Origin of the sequence: Acrocarpospora sp. B8E8 (assembly GCF_039871605.1) — a bacterium.
In the GTDB taxonomy this organism is placed as follows: domain Bacteria; phylum Actinomycetota; class Actinomycetes; order Streptosporangiales; family Streptosporangiaceae; genus Acrocarpospora; species Acrocarpospora macrocephala.
This window is the reverse complement of the sequence record NZ_JBDPLV010000007.1, coordinates 1-14,342: the sequence shown is the minus strand read 5'-3', so window position 1 is coordinate 14,342 and position 14,342 is coordinate 1. Positions and strand designations below refer to the sequence as shown.

General features: G+C 69.3%; 14 protein-coding genes and 1 tRNA gene. 8 read left to right on the top strand and 7 right to left on the bottom strand.

The window, feature by feature from the left end:
• The first annotated feature begins 172 nt into the window (after positions 1-172).
• From ABGB08_RS08615 to ABGB08_RS08605, 3 genes are read left to right on the top strand one after another with little or no spacing between them, the layout of a single operon-like run.
• Positions 173-3,268 carry an NACHT domain-containing protein gene (locus tag ABGB08_RS08615; RefSeq protein ID WP_347588138.1) on the top strand — a complete coding sequence of 1,032 codons (3,096 nt, stop codon included), beginning with the start codon at positions 173-175 and terminating at the stop codon, positions 3,266-3,268.
• A 58-nt stretch (positions 3,269-3,326) separates the two neighbouring features.
• The gene (locus ABGB08_RS08610; RefSeq protein ID WP_347588136.1) at positions 3,327-3,665 is read left to right on the top strand and encodes a helix-turn-helix transcriptional regulator; all 339 of its coding nucleotides are present in this window, start codon (positions 3,327-3,329) and stop codon (positions 3,663-3,665) included.
• Positions 3,662-4,312 carry a hypothetical protein gene (locus ABGB08_RS08605; RefSeq protein ID WP_347588134.1) on the top strand — a complete coding sequence of 217 codons (651 nt, stop codon included), beginning with the start codon at positions 3,662-3,664 and terminating at the stop codon, positions 4,310-4,312. Before ABGB08_RS08610 ends, ABGB08_RS08605 begins: the two co-directional genes overlap by 4 nt.
• Positions 4,313-4,318: 6 nt before the next feature.
• On the opposite strand, the gene rodA is transcribed toward ABGB08_RS08605, so the two are convergent.
• From rodA to ABGB08_RS08575, 6 genes are read right to left on the bottom strand one after another with little or no spacing between them, the layout of a single operon-like run.
• Positions 4,319-5,443 (bottom strand): rod shape-determining protein RodA, encoded by a 1,125-nt coding sequence (gene rodA, locus ABGB08_RS08600; protein ID WP_347588132.1) that lies wholly within the window; start codon positions 5,441-5,443, stop codon positions 4,319-4,321.
• A 14-nt stretch (positions 5,444-5,457) separates the two neighbouring features.
• Positions 5,458-7,161 (bottom strand): penicillin-binding transpeptidase domain-containing protein, encoded by a 1,704-nt coding sequence (locus ABGB08_RS08595; protein ID WP_347588130.1) that lies wholly within the window; start codon positions 7,159-7,161, stop codon positions 5,458-5,460.
• Positions 7,154-7,654, bottom strand: coding sequence for a hypothetical protein (locus ABGB08_RS08590; protein WP_347588127.1), 501 nt, complete (start codon positions 7,652-7,654; stop codon positions 7,154-7,156). Before ABGB08_RS08590 ends, ABGB08_RS08595 begins: the two co-directional genes overlap by 8 nt.
• A complete protein-coding gene (mreC, locus tag ABGB08_RS08585; RefSeq protein WP_347588125.1) occupies positions 7,651-8,373 on the bottom strand; it encodes a rod shape-determining protein MreC in 723 nt (240 codons plus the stop codon). Before mreC ends, ABGB08_RS08590 begins: the two co-directional genes overlap by 4 nt.
• An 8-nt stretch (positions 8,374-8,381) precedes the next feature.
• Positions 8,382-9,590 (bottom strand): rod shape-determining protein, encoded by a 1,209-nt coding sequence (locus tag ABGB08_RS08580; RefSeq protein WP_347588123.1) that lies wholly within the window; start codon positions 9,588-9,590, stop codon positions 8,382-8,384.
• A 51-nt stretch (positions 9,591-9,641) separates the two neighbouring features.
• Entirely contained in the window at positions 9,642-10,250 is a 609-nt protein-coding gene (locus ABGB08_RS08575; RefSeq protein ID WP_347588121.1) for a helix-turn-helix domain-containing protein, read from the bottom strand.
• 108 nt (positions 10,251-10,358) lie between these two features.
• On the opposite strand from ABGB08_RS08575, the gene ABGB08_RS08570 reads away from it, so the two are divergent.
• From ABGB08_RS08570 to ABGB08_RS08560, 3 genes are all read left to right on the top strand, one after another.
• Complete coding sequence (locus ABGB08_RS08570; RefSeq protein WP_347588119.1) at positions 10,359-11,003, top strand: DsbA family oxidoreductase; 645 nt, start codon at positions 10,359-10,361, stop codon at positions 11,001-11,003.
• Complete coding sequence (locus ABGB08_RS08565; protein ID WP_347588117.1) at positions 11,000-11,143, top strand: hypothetical protein; 144 nt, start codon at positions 11,000-11,002, stop codon at positions 11,141-11,143. The genes ABGB08_RS08570 and ABGB08_RS08565 overlap by 4 nt, the downstream gene beginning before the upstream one ends.
• Positions 11,144-11,332: 189 nt before the next feature.
• Positions 11,333-11,551, top strand: coding sequence for a hypothetical protein (locus tag ABGB08_RS08560; protein WP_347588115.1), 219 nt, complete (start codon positions 11,333-11,335; stop codon positions 11,549-11,551).
• Between the two features lie 33 nt (positions 11,552-11,584).
• Here the strand turns inward: ABGB08_RS08560 and ABGB08_RS08555 are convergent.
• Positions 11,585-11,661, bottom strand: a tRNA-Glu gene (locus ABGB08_RS08555).
• A 755-nt stretch (positions 11,662-12,416) separates the two neighbouring features.
• Between ABGB08_RS08555 and ABGB08_RS08550 the strand changes: the two genes are divergently transcribed.
• Together ABGB08_RS08550 and ABGB08_RS08545 are read left to right on the top strand one after the other, a co-directional pair.
• A complete protein-coding gene (locus ABGB08_RS08550) occupies positions 12,417-12,749 on the top strand; it encodes a CU044_2847 family protein (protein WP_347588112.1) in 333 nt (110 codons plus the stop codon).
• A complete protein-coding gene (locus ABGB08_RS08545; RefSeq protein ID WP_347588110.1) occupies positions 12,736-14,274 on the top strand; it encodes a trypsin-like peptidase domain-containing protein in 1,539 nt (512 codons plus the stop codon). Before ABGB08_RS08550 ends, ABGB08_RS08545 begins: the two co-directional genes overlap by 14 nt.
• Positions 14,275-14,342 lie beyond the last annotated feature (68 nt).

The window sequence follows — 14,342 nt, the reverse complement described above, 5'->3', positions numbered from 1 at the left end:
GCAGCGCTGATTATGCGCCGCCACAATCAGAGCAAGATAGTTCTCCTCCGGCCCCGCCCGCAACTCCGCTCAACTGCCGGGGAACCCTGTGAATCATGGAGTTCACTCCGCGGCAGCCCGAAGATGGGGATAATCGCGGGGGATCGACCGTTCTGATCGAATGGGGACCCCTTTGTCGGCGGAATCCGTCAGCTCACTGCTGCCCTATGGCGGCGCGCTGCTCGCGCTGTTCGTGTTGCTGTGGATCGTCGACAAGCTCGCCGGCGGCATCGTCGAGGAGCTCGGCAAGCGCTTGCTGGACCGCCTGCAGGCCGGGCCCGAGCGCAACCTGCTCAAGCGCCGCGCGCTGAAGCTGTATGTCGCCGCTGTCCGCAAGAATTACGGCACCCACACGATGGGCTTCCGCCGCGACGACGCCCCGATCGCCGTCGAGGAGGTCTACATCCCCGTCCGGTATGAATCCGGCGGCGAGCGACTCGACGTCGAGGAGCGGCTGCGCAAAGCGGACCGCGCCGTGGTCGTCGGCGAACCGGGCGCCGGGAAGTCGATGCTGCTCAAGCACCTGATGCTGGCGTGGACCAGGGACCCGCGCCGCGACCCGTCCGTCCCCGTGCTCGTCGACCTGCACCTGTACGGCACCAGCGGCGCGACGCTGAAGGACCTGGTCGCCCGGGCGCTGAGCCATGGCAAGTGGCAGTTCACGCTCAAGCAGCTCGACGCCGCCCTCGGCGAGGGCCGGTTGCGCCTGTACTTCGACGGCCTGGACGAGGTGCTGCGCGACCGCCACGCCGCGGCGCTGGCCGAGCTGAAGGACCTGGCCCAGCGGCACCACAGTTGCCCGATGGTCGTGACCTGCCGCGACGAGGTCTACGACGGCGAGCTGGCCGCCGAGTTCGGCCCGCCGATGAAGGTCGCCGACCTCGACGACGCGGCGTTGCGCCTGCTGCTGCGGCACCTGCTCAAGGACGACGAGCGGATGGAGTCGTTGTTCGGCGCGCTCCAGGCCAACCGCCCCGTGCTGAGCCTGGCGCGCAGCCCGATGCTGCTCACGATGATCGCGTACCTGCATCTGGAGGGCGTGTTCGGCGAACGGGGCGAGCGGATGCCGCGTTCACGCTCGGAGTTCTACGAGAAGGCCGTCGCGTACCTGCTCCGCCGCGACGAGGCCCGGGGCCTCGGCCAGGTCACCCGGCACGGTCCCGCCATCAAGCTGGCGATCCTGCGCAAGGTCGCGCTGATGCTGATGAGCAGGCAGGAGGCCGACGGCCGCGGCGACCGCAGGGCCATCACCCGCCGGGATCTGCTGGCGGTCATCCGGGCCGAGGGAGAGGACTTCAACCTCGACCGCGCGGAGGCCGACGAGGTGATCCGCGAGATCGTCGAGCGCAGCCGGTTGCTGATCCGCCTGGAGGGGGCCGAGGAGCTCTACGGCTTCCGGCACCTGACGTTGCAGGAATACCTGGCGGCGCTGGAGCTGGGGAAGAACTGGGAGGAACTACTCCAGCATTATCGGCGTCATCCCGAGACGTGGCGTGAGGTCGTCGGGCTGTGGTGCGGCCTGGTAGCCGACGACTCGGCGCCGTTGCTACGCGCGATCTACACCGGCGAGGGCGACGAGGGACGCGTGCTGGTCGTGCGCAGCCTGGCCGAGGCCACTCGGGTCGAGAGCGCGTTCGCCGACGAGGTCATCGGCCACTTCCTCGGCCAGCTGACCTCGGGCGTGCTGGCGGATTCGACCGTCCGCGCGCTGGGCGCGCTCGCGGGCGTCGGCGGCCCGCGCGGCAGGACGGTGCTGGACACGCTCCTGCGCATGGTCGGCCAGGCGCATCCGGGCGCCGTCGGCGAACATGCGGATCGCCTGCCGGTTCCCGCGCCCGCCATCGATGAGCCCCGGCGCCAGGCGATCCGCGTGCTCGCCGCCTCCGGCCATTCCGAGGCCGGGGCCGCGCTGACCGAGCAGGCGCCGTCGGACCCGTTCGCCCGCGCAGAGCTGCGCTCGATGGGAGAGCTGGCGATCCCCGCTTTGCGAAAGGCCGCGCAGAGGGGTCTGCTCTGGGCGATCGACGACATCGGCCTGATCGGCACCCCGGCCGCCGCCGAGGCGCTGGTGCCCCTGCTCGCGCCGGATTCCCCCGCGCCGGAGTCCGCGCGCCTGCCGGCCGCATGGTGGCTGGCGGTGCTGCTGAACAGCGACGACGTACGGGCCGTGCTGGACAAGGACCGTCGCGATGAGGTCGTGCCCGGCGAGCGCCTGGAGTGGGTCGTCAAGCCATACCGGCGGGAGTGGTCGCCGCGTCTGTCGTCGGTCGTGGGCAGGGTCGCCTGGCTTATCAGCGAGGGCATCAGGGCGGACGCCCTCGGCCCGCTGCCTCCGGTGACTCCGTTGATCGCATTGCCGTTGCACGCCGCCAGGCTGGGATCCCGTGGTGGTGAGCGGGTGGTGTGGTCGGTGGATGCCATCACGAAAAAGCGGATGGACGAGCTACGCGAGCACGTTCCCGGCGTCTCCGTCCTGGCGCATGTTCGGGGCTCTCCCCAGGAGAGCTACGCGATGCTTGAGAACGTGGGGCTGGCGGCACTTTCAGGGACCGTTGAACCGCGTGTCCAGGTCGCCGCTCAGGCCTTGGCGGACCGGGTCATCGCCAAAACCGTAGAGGGCGGAGCCAGCAGCCAAATAATCCGCGCCCTCGACTGGCGCGTCGGGCTCATACTGGTGGCCAGCTTCGGAGCCAGGCGCTGCAGCCGGCAGGACTGGGAGGCGCTGGCGGAGCGCACACCGGAGCCACGCGTGCTGCGGCTGATCCGAACCATCGTGTGGGGGCTGCTGGCGTGGTGTTTTGCGATAGCGGGATCCGTGAGGCTGTGGGGCACGATCACCGGATCGTGGACGTTTGGTCCGGCATGGATCGCCTGGATCGTTGCGGTGTCCACCGTCGTCGTGATCGCCAGCGTAGTGATCGTCGTGTTGGAGGACATGGGCAAGCTGTCCAACGACCTCCTTGGCGGGGTGAGCGGGTTCACCATGCTATTCGGGGGCCTTATCGTCGCGTCCGGGTTCCTCATCTATGGCACGGTCACCACCGTCACGTGGCTGGAGCCGTCGATCGGGACCTGGGCAGGCTGGGTCGTCGTCGTGGCCTCGGCAGGGTTGGCGTTGCTCCTGGGCAAGGCCGTGTCGTCGAAGACCCGGCGGTTCCAGAATCCGTTCCAGAGCATCTTGGGGAAGTGCGCGCCACATCTGCTTCCGGCTCCGGAAGAGGAGGCGTGACCGTCAGGCCAGCGGCAAAAGCCGCACTATGTACCGATGAGCGGTATATATAGATGACATGAGACAGATGCAGGAGCCGACGTTCCTGATCCTGACCGCGCTCGCGGCGGGACCGCAACACGGCTACGGCGTGATCACCGACGTCGCCGAGATCTCCGAGGGCCGAGTGGTGCTGAGGGCGGGAACCCTGTACGCCGCTCTCGACCGGCTTCGCGCCGAAGGACTGATCGAGGCCGATCGCGAAGAGATCGTCGACGGCCGGGTGCGCCGCTACTACCAGCTCACCGGCGAAGGCGCGACCCGCCTGGCCGAGGAGGTCGACCGGATCACCCGGCACGCCACCGCCGCCACCACCCGGCTGCGGCAGCGCTTCAGCACGGCCTGGGGGATGCCATGACCGCGCTGGAAGCCCGGTACCGGCGGCTGCTGCGGTGGTATCCGCAGGCGCATCGCGCGATGCACGAGGAGGAGATGCTCGGGGTCCTGATGGCGGGCGCGGAACCGGGGCGCACCCGCCCGAAGGTCGCGGAATCGGCCGACCTGATCCGGGGAGCGGTGCGGATCCGGCTCCGGCACGCCTTCGGCCCGGAGTCGGCCCCGTCCTGGCGGAGCGCGTTCGCGCCGGTCGTGCTGGTCGCGGTGCTGGTGACGCTGCGCCCGGACCGGCCGGCCGTGCCGTACCGGAAAATGCTCGGCTGGTCGGCGCTGCTGGTCGGCGCGGGGCTGCCGCAGCTCTTCCAGTACGAGATCGGATTCGCCGAGAAGATCGGATTCCTGGGCTACGAGGCGGAGGCTTTCCTGTTCATGTTGCCGCTCACGGTGCTGGCCGTCCTCGCGGGCCAGGCCGTCCGCACCGCGACCGGTCGACGCACGATTGTGCTGGCCGCCGTCCCGGTGCTGCTCATCACCGGCTACGACCTGCTGGTCCGCGTGATGACCGGCTCCTGGCTGTTCGGCTCGCTCGGCCTGCTCATCCCGGCCGTCATCATGTTCGTGCTGGCCCGACGCGGAAAGCCGGTCCCCCAGACGCCCGTGCCGGGCTGAGGTCCGCTAACCGGAGACGATCGCCGATCTGGTCCGGCGTACGCACTGGAGCAGGCCGACGGCGGCCAGGCAGGCGATGGTGGCCGAGCCGCCGAAGGAGACGAAGGGCAGCGGCAGGCCGGTGATGGGCATCAGCCCGACGGTCATCCCGACGTTCACGAACGCCTGGAACGCCAGCCAGCTCACGACCGCCCCCGCCACCACCCGCCCGTACGGCGAGGCGCTGGCCGCGGCGATCCGCAGCCCGCGCCAGAGCAGCGCCGTGACCAGCAGCAGGATCGCGGCGCACCCGGCGAACCCCAGCTCCTCACCGGCGACGGTGAAGATGAAGTCGGTGTGCTGCTCGGGCACGAACCCCCCGGCCGTCTGCTCACCCTGGAACAACCCCCGCCCGAGCAATCCGCCCGAGCCGATCGCGATCTTCGCCTGCGTCGCCGTGTACCCGCTGCCGTCCGGATCGGCCGAAGGATCGAGCAACACCGCGAGCCGCTCGATCTGGTACGGCCGCGCCACCGTCACCAGCCAGGCCACCGCCCCGGCCGAGGCGAGCACCAGACCCGCGATCAGGCGCTTGCTCGCCCCGGACACGAGCACCGCGCCGGCCGTGGTCGCGGTGAAGACCAGCGCCGTGCCGAGGTCCGGCTGCAGCATGATCAGCCCGATCGGCAGCCCCGCCAGCCCGAGCGCCGCCAGCACGCCGCGCGCCCTCGGCCCATGTTCGCCGTGCGCCAGCGGCACCGCCACCACGAGCACCAGCGCGACCTTGGCCAGCTCCGACGGCTGGAACCGCAACCCCAGATCCAGCCAGGACCGCGCCCCGTTGACCCGATCCCCCAGCGGCAGCACCGCGGCCAGCAGCACGACCGCGACCAGGTAGACCACCGGCGTGAACGACCGCAGCACCCGAAGGTCGAACCGCGCCAGAACCGCCATGGCCACCAAGCCGAGCCCGACGGCCACCCCCTGCCGCCGCGCCAGCTCCGCGCCCCCCGACGACCAGACCAGCAGCAACCCGATCCCCGACAGGGTCACGGCCACCCCGGCCAGCACCCAGTCCACGCCACCCCGCTCGGGCGCCCACCCTCGCCCCGCGCTCACCCGGGGACGCCCACCCAGGTGGGGATCTCTCATCGGCCGGACGATCGTCATAGGGAGATGCCCTCCCAGATCGCTCGCGCGGCGGGAGCCGCGGTTTCCGCGCCGGTGCCGCCCTGGGAGACGACCACGACCACCACGTGTCGCTGGTCGAATGAGGCGAACCAGGATGTGTCCGCACGGCCGGACACTTCGGCTGTTCCGGTCTTGCCGGCGATGGAATGGGTGAAGCCGGTGAAGGCGGTGGCGGCCGTACCGGTCCGGGGGACGTCGGTCAGGGCGTCGCGGATGAACGCCAGGACGTCGGGCGGGACCGGAACACGCTCGGACGGCGGGGTGATCGTCCGGATGACCTCGCCGCCGGGGCGGACGACGGCCTTGGCCACGCGGGGGCTGAACAGCGTGCCGCCGTTGGCTATCGCGGCGTAGGCGCGGGCCAGTTGCAGCGGCGTGACCAGGACGTCTCCCTGGCCGATGGCGAAGTTGGCCGCGTGTCCCGGCAGGTCGCCGGTGCCGGGCACCGCGCCTTTGGCCTCACTCGGCAGGTCGACGCCGGTCCTGGCGCCGAACCCGAATCCCTTGGCCACCTCGCCCAGGACGCCGTCCCTGCGGCCGGCCCAGAGCTCGTCCGCGATCCGGTAGAAGATCGTGTCGCAGGACTGCACGAGGGCCTCGCGCAGGTCCATCCGGCCGAGCGCGAAGCCGCCGAAGTTGCGGAACGACCGGTTGCCCACCCGGTAGTACCCCGGGCAGTCGTAGCTCGCGGACAGGTCGTATCCGGCTTTCGCGGCGGCGGCCACCGAGGCGACCTTCCACGTCGAACCGGGCGGCCACTGCCCGAGCACGGCCCTGGACGCGAGCGGCAGCGCCTCGAATTCGCGCTGGGACACCCCGCCGGTCCACACCTCCGGGTCGTAGGAGGGGTTGGCCGCCAGCGCGGTCACCCGGCCGGTCGCCGCCTCCAGCACGACGGCGGCGCCCGAGTCCGCGGGCAGCCCCCGCCGCCGGGCCCCGGCGATGGCGTCGGCGAGCGCGCGCTCGCTGACCTGCTGGATCCGTGCGTCGAGACTGGTCACGAGATCGGCCCCCGGGACCGGCGGGATCTCGCGCAGGACATGCGCGACCTCGCCGGTGCTGCGCACGACCACGTCCCGGCGGCCGGGGGTTCCCGCCAGCTCGCGGTCGTACCCGGCCTCCAGACCGTCCTGCCCGCTCCCGGCCTGGACGTAGCCCAGGGTGTGCACGGCGGCCGGACCCAGCGGATACGTGCGAATCGGCTGGAGTTCGGTGCTGACGCCGGGAAACTCCTCCTGCCGCTCGGTGATCTGCAGCGCCGTCGGCACGTCCACCTCGCCCTCCACCGGAATCGGCTGGTACGGCGACCCCGGCCAGCACGGCCGCCGGACCTCCCCACCGCACAACCGCACCCGCTCGGCCACCCGCTCGTACGGCTCCCGCAACACCTCGGCCAGCCGCGCCAGCACAGAGCGCCCCCCATCGGCCTGATGGGTGAGCGCCATGTAGTCCACCGCCACGACCGGCACCGTGCGGTTGGCCACCAGCGGCAGGCCGGTCGCGTCCAGGATCCTGCCGCGCACCGGCGCGATGGCCACAGTCCGGACCCGGGTCTCCGCCGCCGCCCGCACGTAGGCCGGACCGTCGGCCACCTGCAGGTACCAGAGCCGCCCGAGCAACGTGACCAGCATCGCCCCGATGACCACGTGCAACACGAGCAGCCGCCCCGGCCTAGGCATACCGCCTCCGCAGCACAGCCCGCCCGGCCCCCATTCGCCGCCTCGACAGCCCCGCCACCGCGACGGCGCACGCGACCACCGCCCCCAGGTTCCACCCGACCTGCCAGGCGAGATCGTCTAGGTCGAGCCCAGCCAGCGCCAGGGTGGCCGCCACCGTGATCACGCCGAGCAGCCCGACCCAGGAGGCCGCCGACCTCTCTGCCGCCGACCGCTCGCCGAAGGCCGACAGGGAACGCTCCTGGAACCGGCGAGCGCCCAGCTGCCCGGCGGCGTACCCCGCGAAGGTGAGGACCAGGGCGCCGGTCCCGATCGTGTGCTCCGCCGGTGGCGCGACATCCGCCGCGATCCCCGCCACGAACCCGAGCACCGCCCCCGTTCCCGGCGCCCGCGCCAGCACCACGACGGCCACCAGCGCCAGCTCGGGACCACCCCACCGGCCGATCACCATCAGCTGCGCCACCGGCGCGAGCAGCACCAGCACGACGGCCCTCACGGGAGCACCACCGTGACCAGATCGACGGTGGTGAGTGCGGCGTACGGGCGGACTAGGGCGGTCTGGGTGGACGCGCCCGGGGTGGGCTCGACCCGGATGACCTCGCCGATGGGCACGCCGGGGACGTAGGGCCGGTGATTGTCGGAGCCGAGGGTGGTCACCCTGTCGCCGGGCGCGAGGGCGGCCTGGGGATTCAGCAGGCGCAACAGCAGCAGGTCGTCGTGACCGGTGATCGTGCCCACCTCCCCGGAGGGCAGCCGGGCGCCGATCGAGGAAGCGCGGTCGGTGAGCAGGGAGACGGTGGCGGTGGTCGGGCCGGCCCAGGTGACGCGGCCGATCAGGCCGTCGGCGTTCAGGACGGTGAGGTCGCGGGTGATGCCGTCGCCGGTGCCGATGTCGATGGTGATGGTCCCGGGGGCGAAGCCGACGGCGTGGGCGGGCAGGCCGCGGTGGGCGGGATCCGGCAGGGGGATCGCCGCGGGGGTCTGCCGCCGGGCGAGGTCGCCGGCGCGCAGGGCCGCGTTCTCGCGTTCCAGGGCGCGTAATCGGTCCGCGTTGTCGCCGATCCTGGTCGCCGCGGCGATGAGCGAGGCGGTCGTGCCGTACAGCAGGGAACCGGCGCGGCGGAGCGGATCGAGCGGGGTCCAGCGGTCCAGGGCGATGAGCAGGAGGGAGACGGCGGCGAGCAGCAGCAGCACGCGGGCCGGGCGGCTTGTCATCGGCGTTCCTAGCGGCGGGATTCTGGCAGGAAGACCTCGCGCAGCGCGTCGAACCGCTCCACGCACTGTCCCGCGCCGAGCGCCACCGAGTAGAGCGGCCGCTCGACGAGGTGGATCGGCATGCCGGTGGCCTTGCCGAGCCGATGCGCCAGGCCGCGCAGCAGGGCGCCGCCCCCGGTGAGCACGATCCCGTTGTCCAGCAGGTCCCCGGCCAGCTCGGCGGGACACTGGTCGAGCGTGCTCTGCACCGCGTCGATGATCGTCTGGACCTGGCCCTCGATGGCCTCGCTGATCTCGGCCCGGTTGATCTCGGCGGTCTTCGGCAGCCCGGTCACGAGATCCCGCCCCCGGATCGTCATCGTCGTCACCTCGGGCTCGGCCGCCGCCTCCCCTTGCGGGGCCTGCGACGGCTGGTCGGCCCGGCGGAACGGATTCCATCCGCGAGCCGCGGGCACGGTCTGCTCCGGCGGTTCCTCGGCTGCCTCCTCGTCGGCCACCGGTTCCACCGGCAAGCCGGTCCGATGCCGCCCCTTCGGCGCGTCGGCCATCCGCTCGTCCTGTACGGCCCCGAGCGTGATCTTGATCCGTTCCGCCGTGTGCTCCCCGAGCAGGAGGGCATGCTCCTTCTTGACAAAGGTGATGATCGCCTCGTCCAGCTCGTCACCGCCGACCCGGATCGACTTGGCCACCACGGTCCCGCCCAGCGACACGATCGCCACCTCGGTGGTGCCGCCGCCGATGTCCACGACCATGCTCCCGGTCGCCTCGCTGACCCGCAGCCCCGACCCGATCGCGGCGGCCATGGCCTCCTCGACGATGTGCACCCGCCGGGCCCCGGCCTCGTAGGCGGCCTCCTTGACCGCGCGCTGCTCGATCCCGGTCGTGCCGCTCGGCACGGCCACCACGATCCGGGGCCTGGACAGGAACCGGCTGCGGTGCGCCTTCCTGATGAAGTGCCGCAGCATGCGCTCGGCCGCGTCCAGGTCGGCGATGACGCCGTCCTTGAGCGGCCGGATCGTGGCGATGTGCGGTGGGGTGCGGCCGATCATCCGCTTGGCCGCCTTGCCGACGGCGACGATCCGATCGTTGTGCAGGTTGATCGCCACGACTGAGGGCTCGTTCAGGACGATCCCCTTGCGGCGGACGTAGACCAGTGTGTTGGCGGTACCCAGATCGACCGCGATGTCCCGGCCGAACAGACCCCACGCAATGCCCATCGTTACCAGCCTTAAGACGGGGGGAACTCCGTCTGCCCTGGACGCGAGGGGTTAAACGGCCGCGCGGTGGACGTCCTCGTCTATCCGGACGCGTAGGCCGTCCAGAACGAACTCGAGGTGTCGCCGCCAGGCGTCCTCCTCGACTGTCGTGGCCGCGCGCAGGATGCCGGAGTTCGCGAGGAACATGGCGGTCAGGTCGGCGATCCGGAAGTCCCCGCGCAGACTGCCGTCGGCCTGGGCCGCCTCGATGAACCGGGCCGCGTGGGCGAGGGCGTCGTCGCAGTGGTTGGTCAGCTCCTGCGAACCGGGGTAGCGGCGGGCCATGATGTCGTCGACCGGGGGAGAAGCGGCCTGGAGCTCGAGCAGGCGCGTCACGTAGAACCGGAACCGCGACCACGGGTCGGGCTCCGCCTGCGCCTGCGCCGCCAGCCTGCCCGTACGGTCCGCGGCGATGACCGGAACCACGGCGTCGATGAGCGCTTCGCGGGTGCCGAACCGGTTGTAGAGCGTGCCGATGCTCACCCCCGCGGCACGGGCCACCTCCTCCAGCGGGGCGCAGAAACCCTGGGCCAGGAACACCTTGACCGCCGCCGCCGTGAGCTTTTCCAGGTTCTCCCGAGCGTCACGGCGCAACGCCCTCGTACTGTCCGCAGGCGCCATGCTGGGTCTCACCCCCTAACTTGATGGCTTCCTCAAGTTGGTGTTACCGTACGGAAGGTAACTTGAGGTAAAGCTCAACTTATCACGGGAGAAACGAGGTTGGCAGCCGTGGTCAGCACCATAAAGGTCGACATCTGGTCCGACATCGCGTGCCCGTTCTGCTACATCGGGAAGCGCAAGTTCGAGGCGGGCGCCGCCGCGTCCGGTCTGCCGGTCGAGGTCGAGTTCCACTCCTTCGAGCTCGCGCCCGACACACCCGAGGACGTCGAAGAAAGCCACGTGCAGCTCATCGCGCACAAAATGGGCGTCACTCTGGCGCAGGCGCGCGACATGGAGCAGAACGTTTTGAAACTCGCGCACGCCGTCGGACTCGAGTTCGACTACGGCCGGCTCAAGCCGACCAAGACCCTCCGGGCGCACGAGCTGCTGCACTATGCGAAGGCACGCGGACGCCAGGCGGACATGAAAGAACGGTTGCTGGCGGCCTACTTCACCGAAGGCCGGCACGTGGGCCGCGTCAGCGAACTCGCGGACCTCGCCGCGGAGATCGGTCTCGATCGCGACGACGTCGTTCGATCGCTCAACAGCGACGAGCACCTCTCGGATGTGCGCGCCGACCTGCGGCAGGCCGCGCGGTACGGCATCCGGGGCGTGCCGTTCTTCGTCTTCGACGGCAGGTACGCGGTCTCCGGCGCCCAGGACGCCACGACGTTCGCCGACGTACTGACCAAGGTGAAGGAGAACGCGGCATGAGCAGCCCTGCGAGAACCGATCAGTACCCCGAACCCGACGGACCGACAGGGCTGCTGACGGTGCTCGGCGACGCCGACGCGGCGCTGTGCGAAGGAGACGCCTGCCTCCTCCCGTCCCCGCCCCCGTCCCAACCCGGCTAGGCGATTGCACGGTGGCCTAGCCTCGGCGACATCGCGTTCAACAAGACGGATGGGATAGAGGCACACTCTCGGAGCTCTAGGCGCGGTGAACTCGCGCCGTTCGGATTGAAGGGGAGTGAGATCGTCGCCGTGTCGGGGACGCATCGGCACTCGCCGAATCGTCGGCAGCTCGCCGTGAATAGGGGCGCGATGCAGCATGCCACGCGCACGGTCACCCATGAGCTCGCTGTCGGCGGCGTTGCTGTCGGCCATGGCCCCCGCCGCCATTGGGAACGCCAGCATCAGGTCGTCGACATCGACGACCGGGTGCACGATTCCGGCCTCACGGCCACGCTCGAGCAGGGGCTGGAAAGCGGCCACGGTGCGGGCGGAACGCCCGGTGAACAATTCGATGTCGGCGCCCGATAGCACCCGGGTGAGACTGCGGTTTTCTCGCTGCGGTGCGCCGCCAGGGATTCGAACCCCGGACGCGCTGATTGAGAATCAGCGGCCCTACGCGATCAACGTCCGCCAGCCGCCTGGGTATCCCGTGTCGTACCGTTTCGTTCTTGACTCCGTTGATTTTCATGCCGGTCCTTCCGCGCCCGTGTCGGATAGGTTCCTGACATCCGAGCACACTACGAGCGCACCGAAACCCACCCGGTGCGCTCGTGATCTGTCACCAAACGTAAGGGGTGCAAGCTTTCGCCGGCTCGCACTCGACCGCGGATGGGGGCGTGACAGACACTCCATCAGCCTGCCGTCAGGCCCAGGGCTATGGACAGGACACATAGCGCCGAGTCGATCAACCGCATTTGGGACGGAGGGACGGTGATATGGGAGAGACAAGGTTTCACGAGCTTCGGCCGTAGCCGGTCTGGGCCTCGGTGTGCGGGGACGCCGAGTACGTCACGTCAGAGCTGATGACCAACGCGCTCCGGTACGCACCCCGGTCGGGCTCGGCAGCGGCTCGGTCATCGTGGAGTGCCTCCTGCCGCCCCTGCCAGGCCCGCGTCGCCGTCTACGACCTCGGCCGGGGCGGCACGCCGAGGTTCACGGCACCTATGCCGCTGAGCGGCCACGGGTACGGGTTACGCGGTCATGCTGATCGCGAGCCAGGCGGGAAGGAGCGGCAGCCCAGACAGGCGCGGTACCGGATGGTGCGGGCATTTTGTCCGCCTGGGCCTTCGTGTTCCTTGGTATGGCCGGGGTCTATTCGACCGGTTTCAAGGAGTAGCGCCGGAAATTCCGGTTGTGGCTTATCGTCTGTGCGACGGCAGGGAGGGCGGAGCCGATGGACGCAGTACGCGTACGTATACCCGTGGGGGAGACAGATGGGGAGGGGCAGTACATCGAAGCTGAGATCGAACCTGGTCCGGGTATCTCGCTGGCCTCGCGCGGAGGGAAGCTCGAAGAGACCAGTTGGTCGCTGGCCGAGGCATTCGACAGGGTCGGGCCCGCGCTCGAAGTCATCCTTGGCAAGCTGCGGTCCCAGCTAAGGGCGCCGAAGGAGATCGAGGTCGAGTTTGGTTTGACGCTCGGCGGAGAATTTGGGGTGATCTTTACGAAGGGGACGGCGGAGGCATCTTTCACGGTCAGGGCCAAATGGGACGATGGCACGCCCTGAGCACGGGATCGTAGAGGTTCTTGGGCGCGACCAGAAGCCTATTGGGCTGGGCTTCCTGGTCGGTGACTTGCACGTCCTCACCTGTGCGCATGTGATCAACGACGCTTTGGGCCGGGAAACGCGGGAGTCGTCACGGCCCGGGAGCGTGCACGCCATCCTGCTGCGTTACCCCTTCGCTGATGGAGATGTCGTACGGTCCGCCCACGTCAAAGCATGGTTGCCTCAGGAGCGAGAAACCTTCGATTATGCGGATGTCTGTGGGTTGGTGCTGTCGGAGGCGATTCCTGGGCCAGGGGCGGCGATGACGCTGGCAGACGAGGGGACCGATCCCGATGACGTGCAGATGTGGGGGCCATCACCGGTTCGCGAGACTGGGGGACACGTCGTTGGGCAACTAATGGGCGCCGTAGATGCCGTCCGCTATCAAGTGGATCAGCAGCTTGGGGGCGTGTTCGTTGCCCGCGCAGGCTTCAGCGGCGGGCCGGTCTGGTCGCGCACCACCCAGCAGGTCGTTGGCATGCTGCAAGCGGTTGGTGGCGAGGATGTTTACGTGATCAACCCAGCCGTCCTGATCCAGGCGTGGCCAGATGTCCTGTTCCGGCCACCTCCGTGTCCGTACATCGGCTTACGGGCATTCGACGAGTCCAATCGCGACTCGTTCTTCGGACGCAACCAGTTCGTTCAGACGCTTGTGGATGATGCGGTACTGCTTCCGCTTGTTGTCGTAATGGGCCCGTCGGGTAGCGGTAAGTCGTCTGTGATCGACGCTGGACTGGTCCCTCGGCTCAAGGAGCAGGGTGGAACTGCGGCGATCAGAATGCTGCCCGGCCGTCAGCCCTTCCGCGCTCTCGCGCGTGCTTTCGCTGAAGCCAGCGCCGCGCCGCTCGCGGAGTGGCAGGAAAGACTGAGGCGTCACGGTCTGCGCCACTGCGCCCAGCAGTTTATAGAGGACGCTGGATTGGGCCGCCTCGTTTTGGTGGTTGACCAGGTCGAGCAGATCATCACGAGTGCACAGCCGTACGACCCGGAAGAGGTTAGTGTTTTTTTCGGTTTGCTCGCCGAGTTAGTAGCGGAGAGGCATAGTCAAGGGCGCCCGTACTTGGTGGGCGCCATGAGTATCCGAAGTGACTTTTTCGGGCAGTTCATCACGATGGCTCGTGAGGACATTGGTGAGTACGTTAAGGTACATGCGCGTACGCTTCGTCCGATGTCTGAGGATGAATTGCGGCAGGCCATCATGAGCCCGGTGAAATATCCGATCACGATACGCGACTCACTGGTCGAACGGCTCTGTGGCGACTTTCGGGGCCGTCACGGGGAGCTTCCCCTGTTGCAGTTTGCGCTGACGCGGCTATGGGAGCAGCAACGGGGTCGTGAGCTGTCGCTGGAGTCATACCACCAGATCGGTGGCGTCTCGGCGCTAGGACGGTACGCAGACGAGCGAATCGAGTTGATGTCCGATGCTGAGAGTGCGTTCCGCGAGCATATGCCTGTGATGTCGCAGTGTGATCGTATGGATTTGTAGCGTTACCGCCGGTCGGTGGGCTCGGATGTGCTGGGATGGCCGGGTGACCGAGCGCAAGCCGTACCCCA

Bases quoted from the DNA above. Each gene is read 5' to 3' on its own strand.
- ABGB08_RS08565 (WP_347588117.1), top strand. From the start codon at position 11,000: ATGAGCAGCCCTGCGAGAACCGATCAGTACCCCGAACCCGACGGACCG.
- ABGB08_RS08550 (WP_347588112.1), top strand. From the start codon at position 12,417: ATGGACGCAGTACGCGTACGTATACCCGTGGGGGAGACAGATGGGGAG.
- ABGB08_RS08595 (WP_347588130.1), bottom strand. From the start codon at position 7,161: ATGCCTAGGCCGGGGCGGCTGCTCGTGTTGCACGTGGTCATCGGGGCG.
- ABGB08_RS08575 (WP_347588121.1), bottom strand. From the start codon at position 10,250: ATGGCGCCTGCGGACAGTACGAGGGCGTTGCGCCGTGACGCTCGGGAG.
- ABGB08_RS08560 (WP_347588115.1), top strand. From the start codon at position 11,333: ATGCAGCATGCCACGCGCACGGTCACCCATGAGCTCGCTGTCGGCGGC.
- ABGB08_RS08610 (WP_347588136.1), top strand. From the start codon at position 3,327: ATGAGACAGATGCAGGAGCCGACGTTCCTGATCCTGACCGCGCTCGCG.
- ABGB08_RS08545 (WP_347588110.1), top strand. From the start codon at position 12,736: ATGGCACGCCCTGAGCACGGGATCGTAGAGGTTCTTGGGCGCGACCAG.
- mreC (WP_347588125.1), bottom strand. From the start codon at position 8,373: ATGACAAGCCGCCCGGCCCGCGTGCTGCTGCTGCTCGCCGCCGTCTCC.
- ABGB08_RS08580 (WP_347588123.1), bottom strand. From the start codon at position 9,590: ATGGGCATTGCGTGGGGTCTGTTCGGCCGGGACATCGCGGTCGATCTG.
- ABGB08_RS08605 (WP_347588134.1), top strand. From the start codon at position 3,662: ATGACCGCGCTGGAAGCCCGGTACCGGCGGCTGCTGCGGTGGTATCCG.
- rodA (WP_347588132.1), bottom strand. From the start codon at position 5,443: ATGAGAGATCCCCACCTGGGTGGGCGTCCCCGGGTGAGCGCGGGGCGA.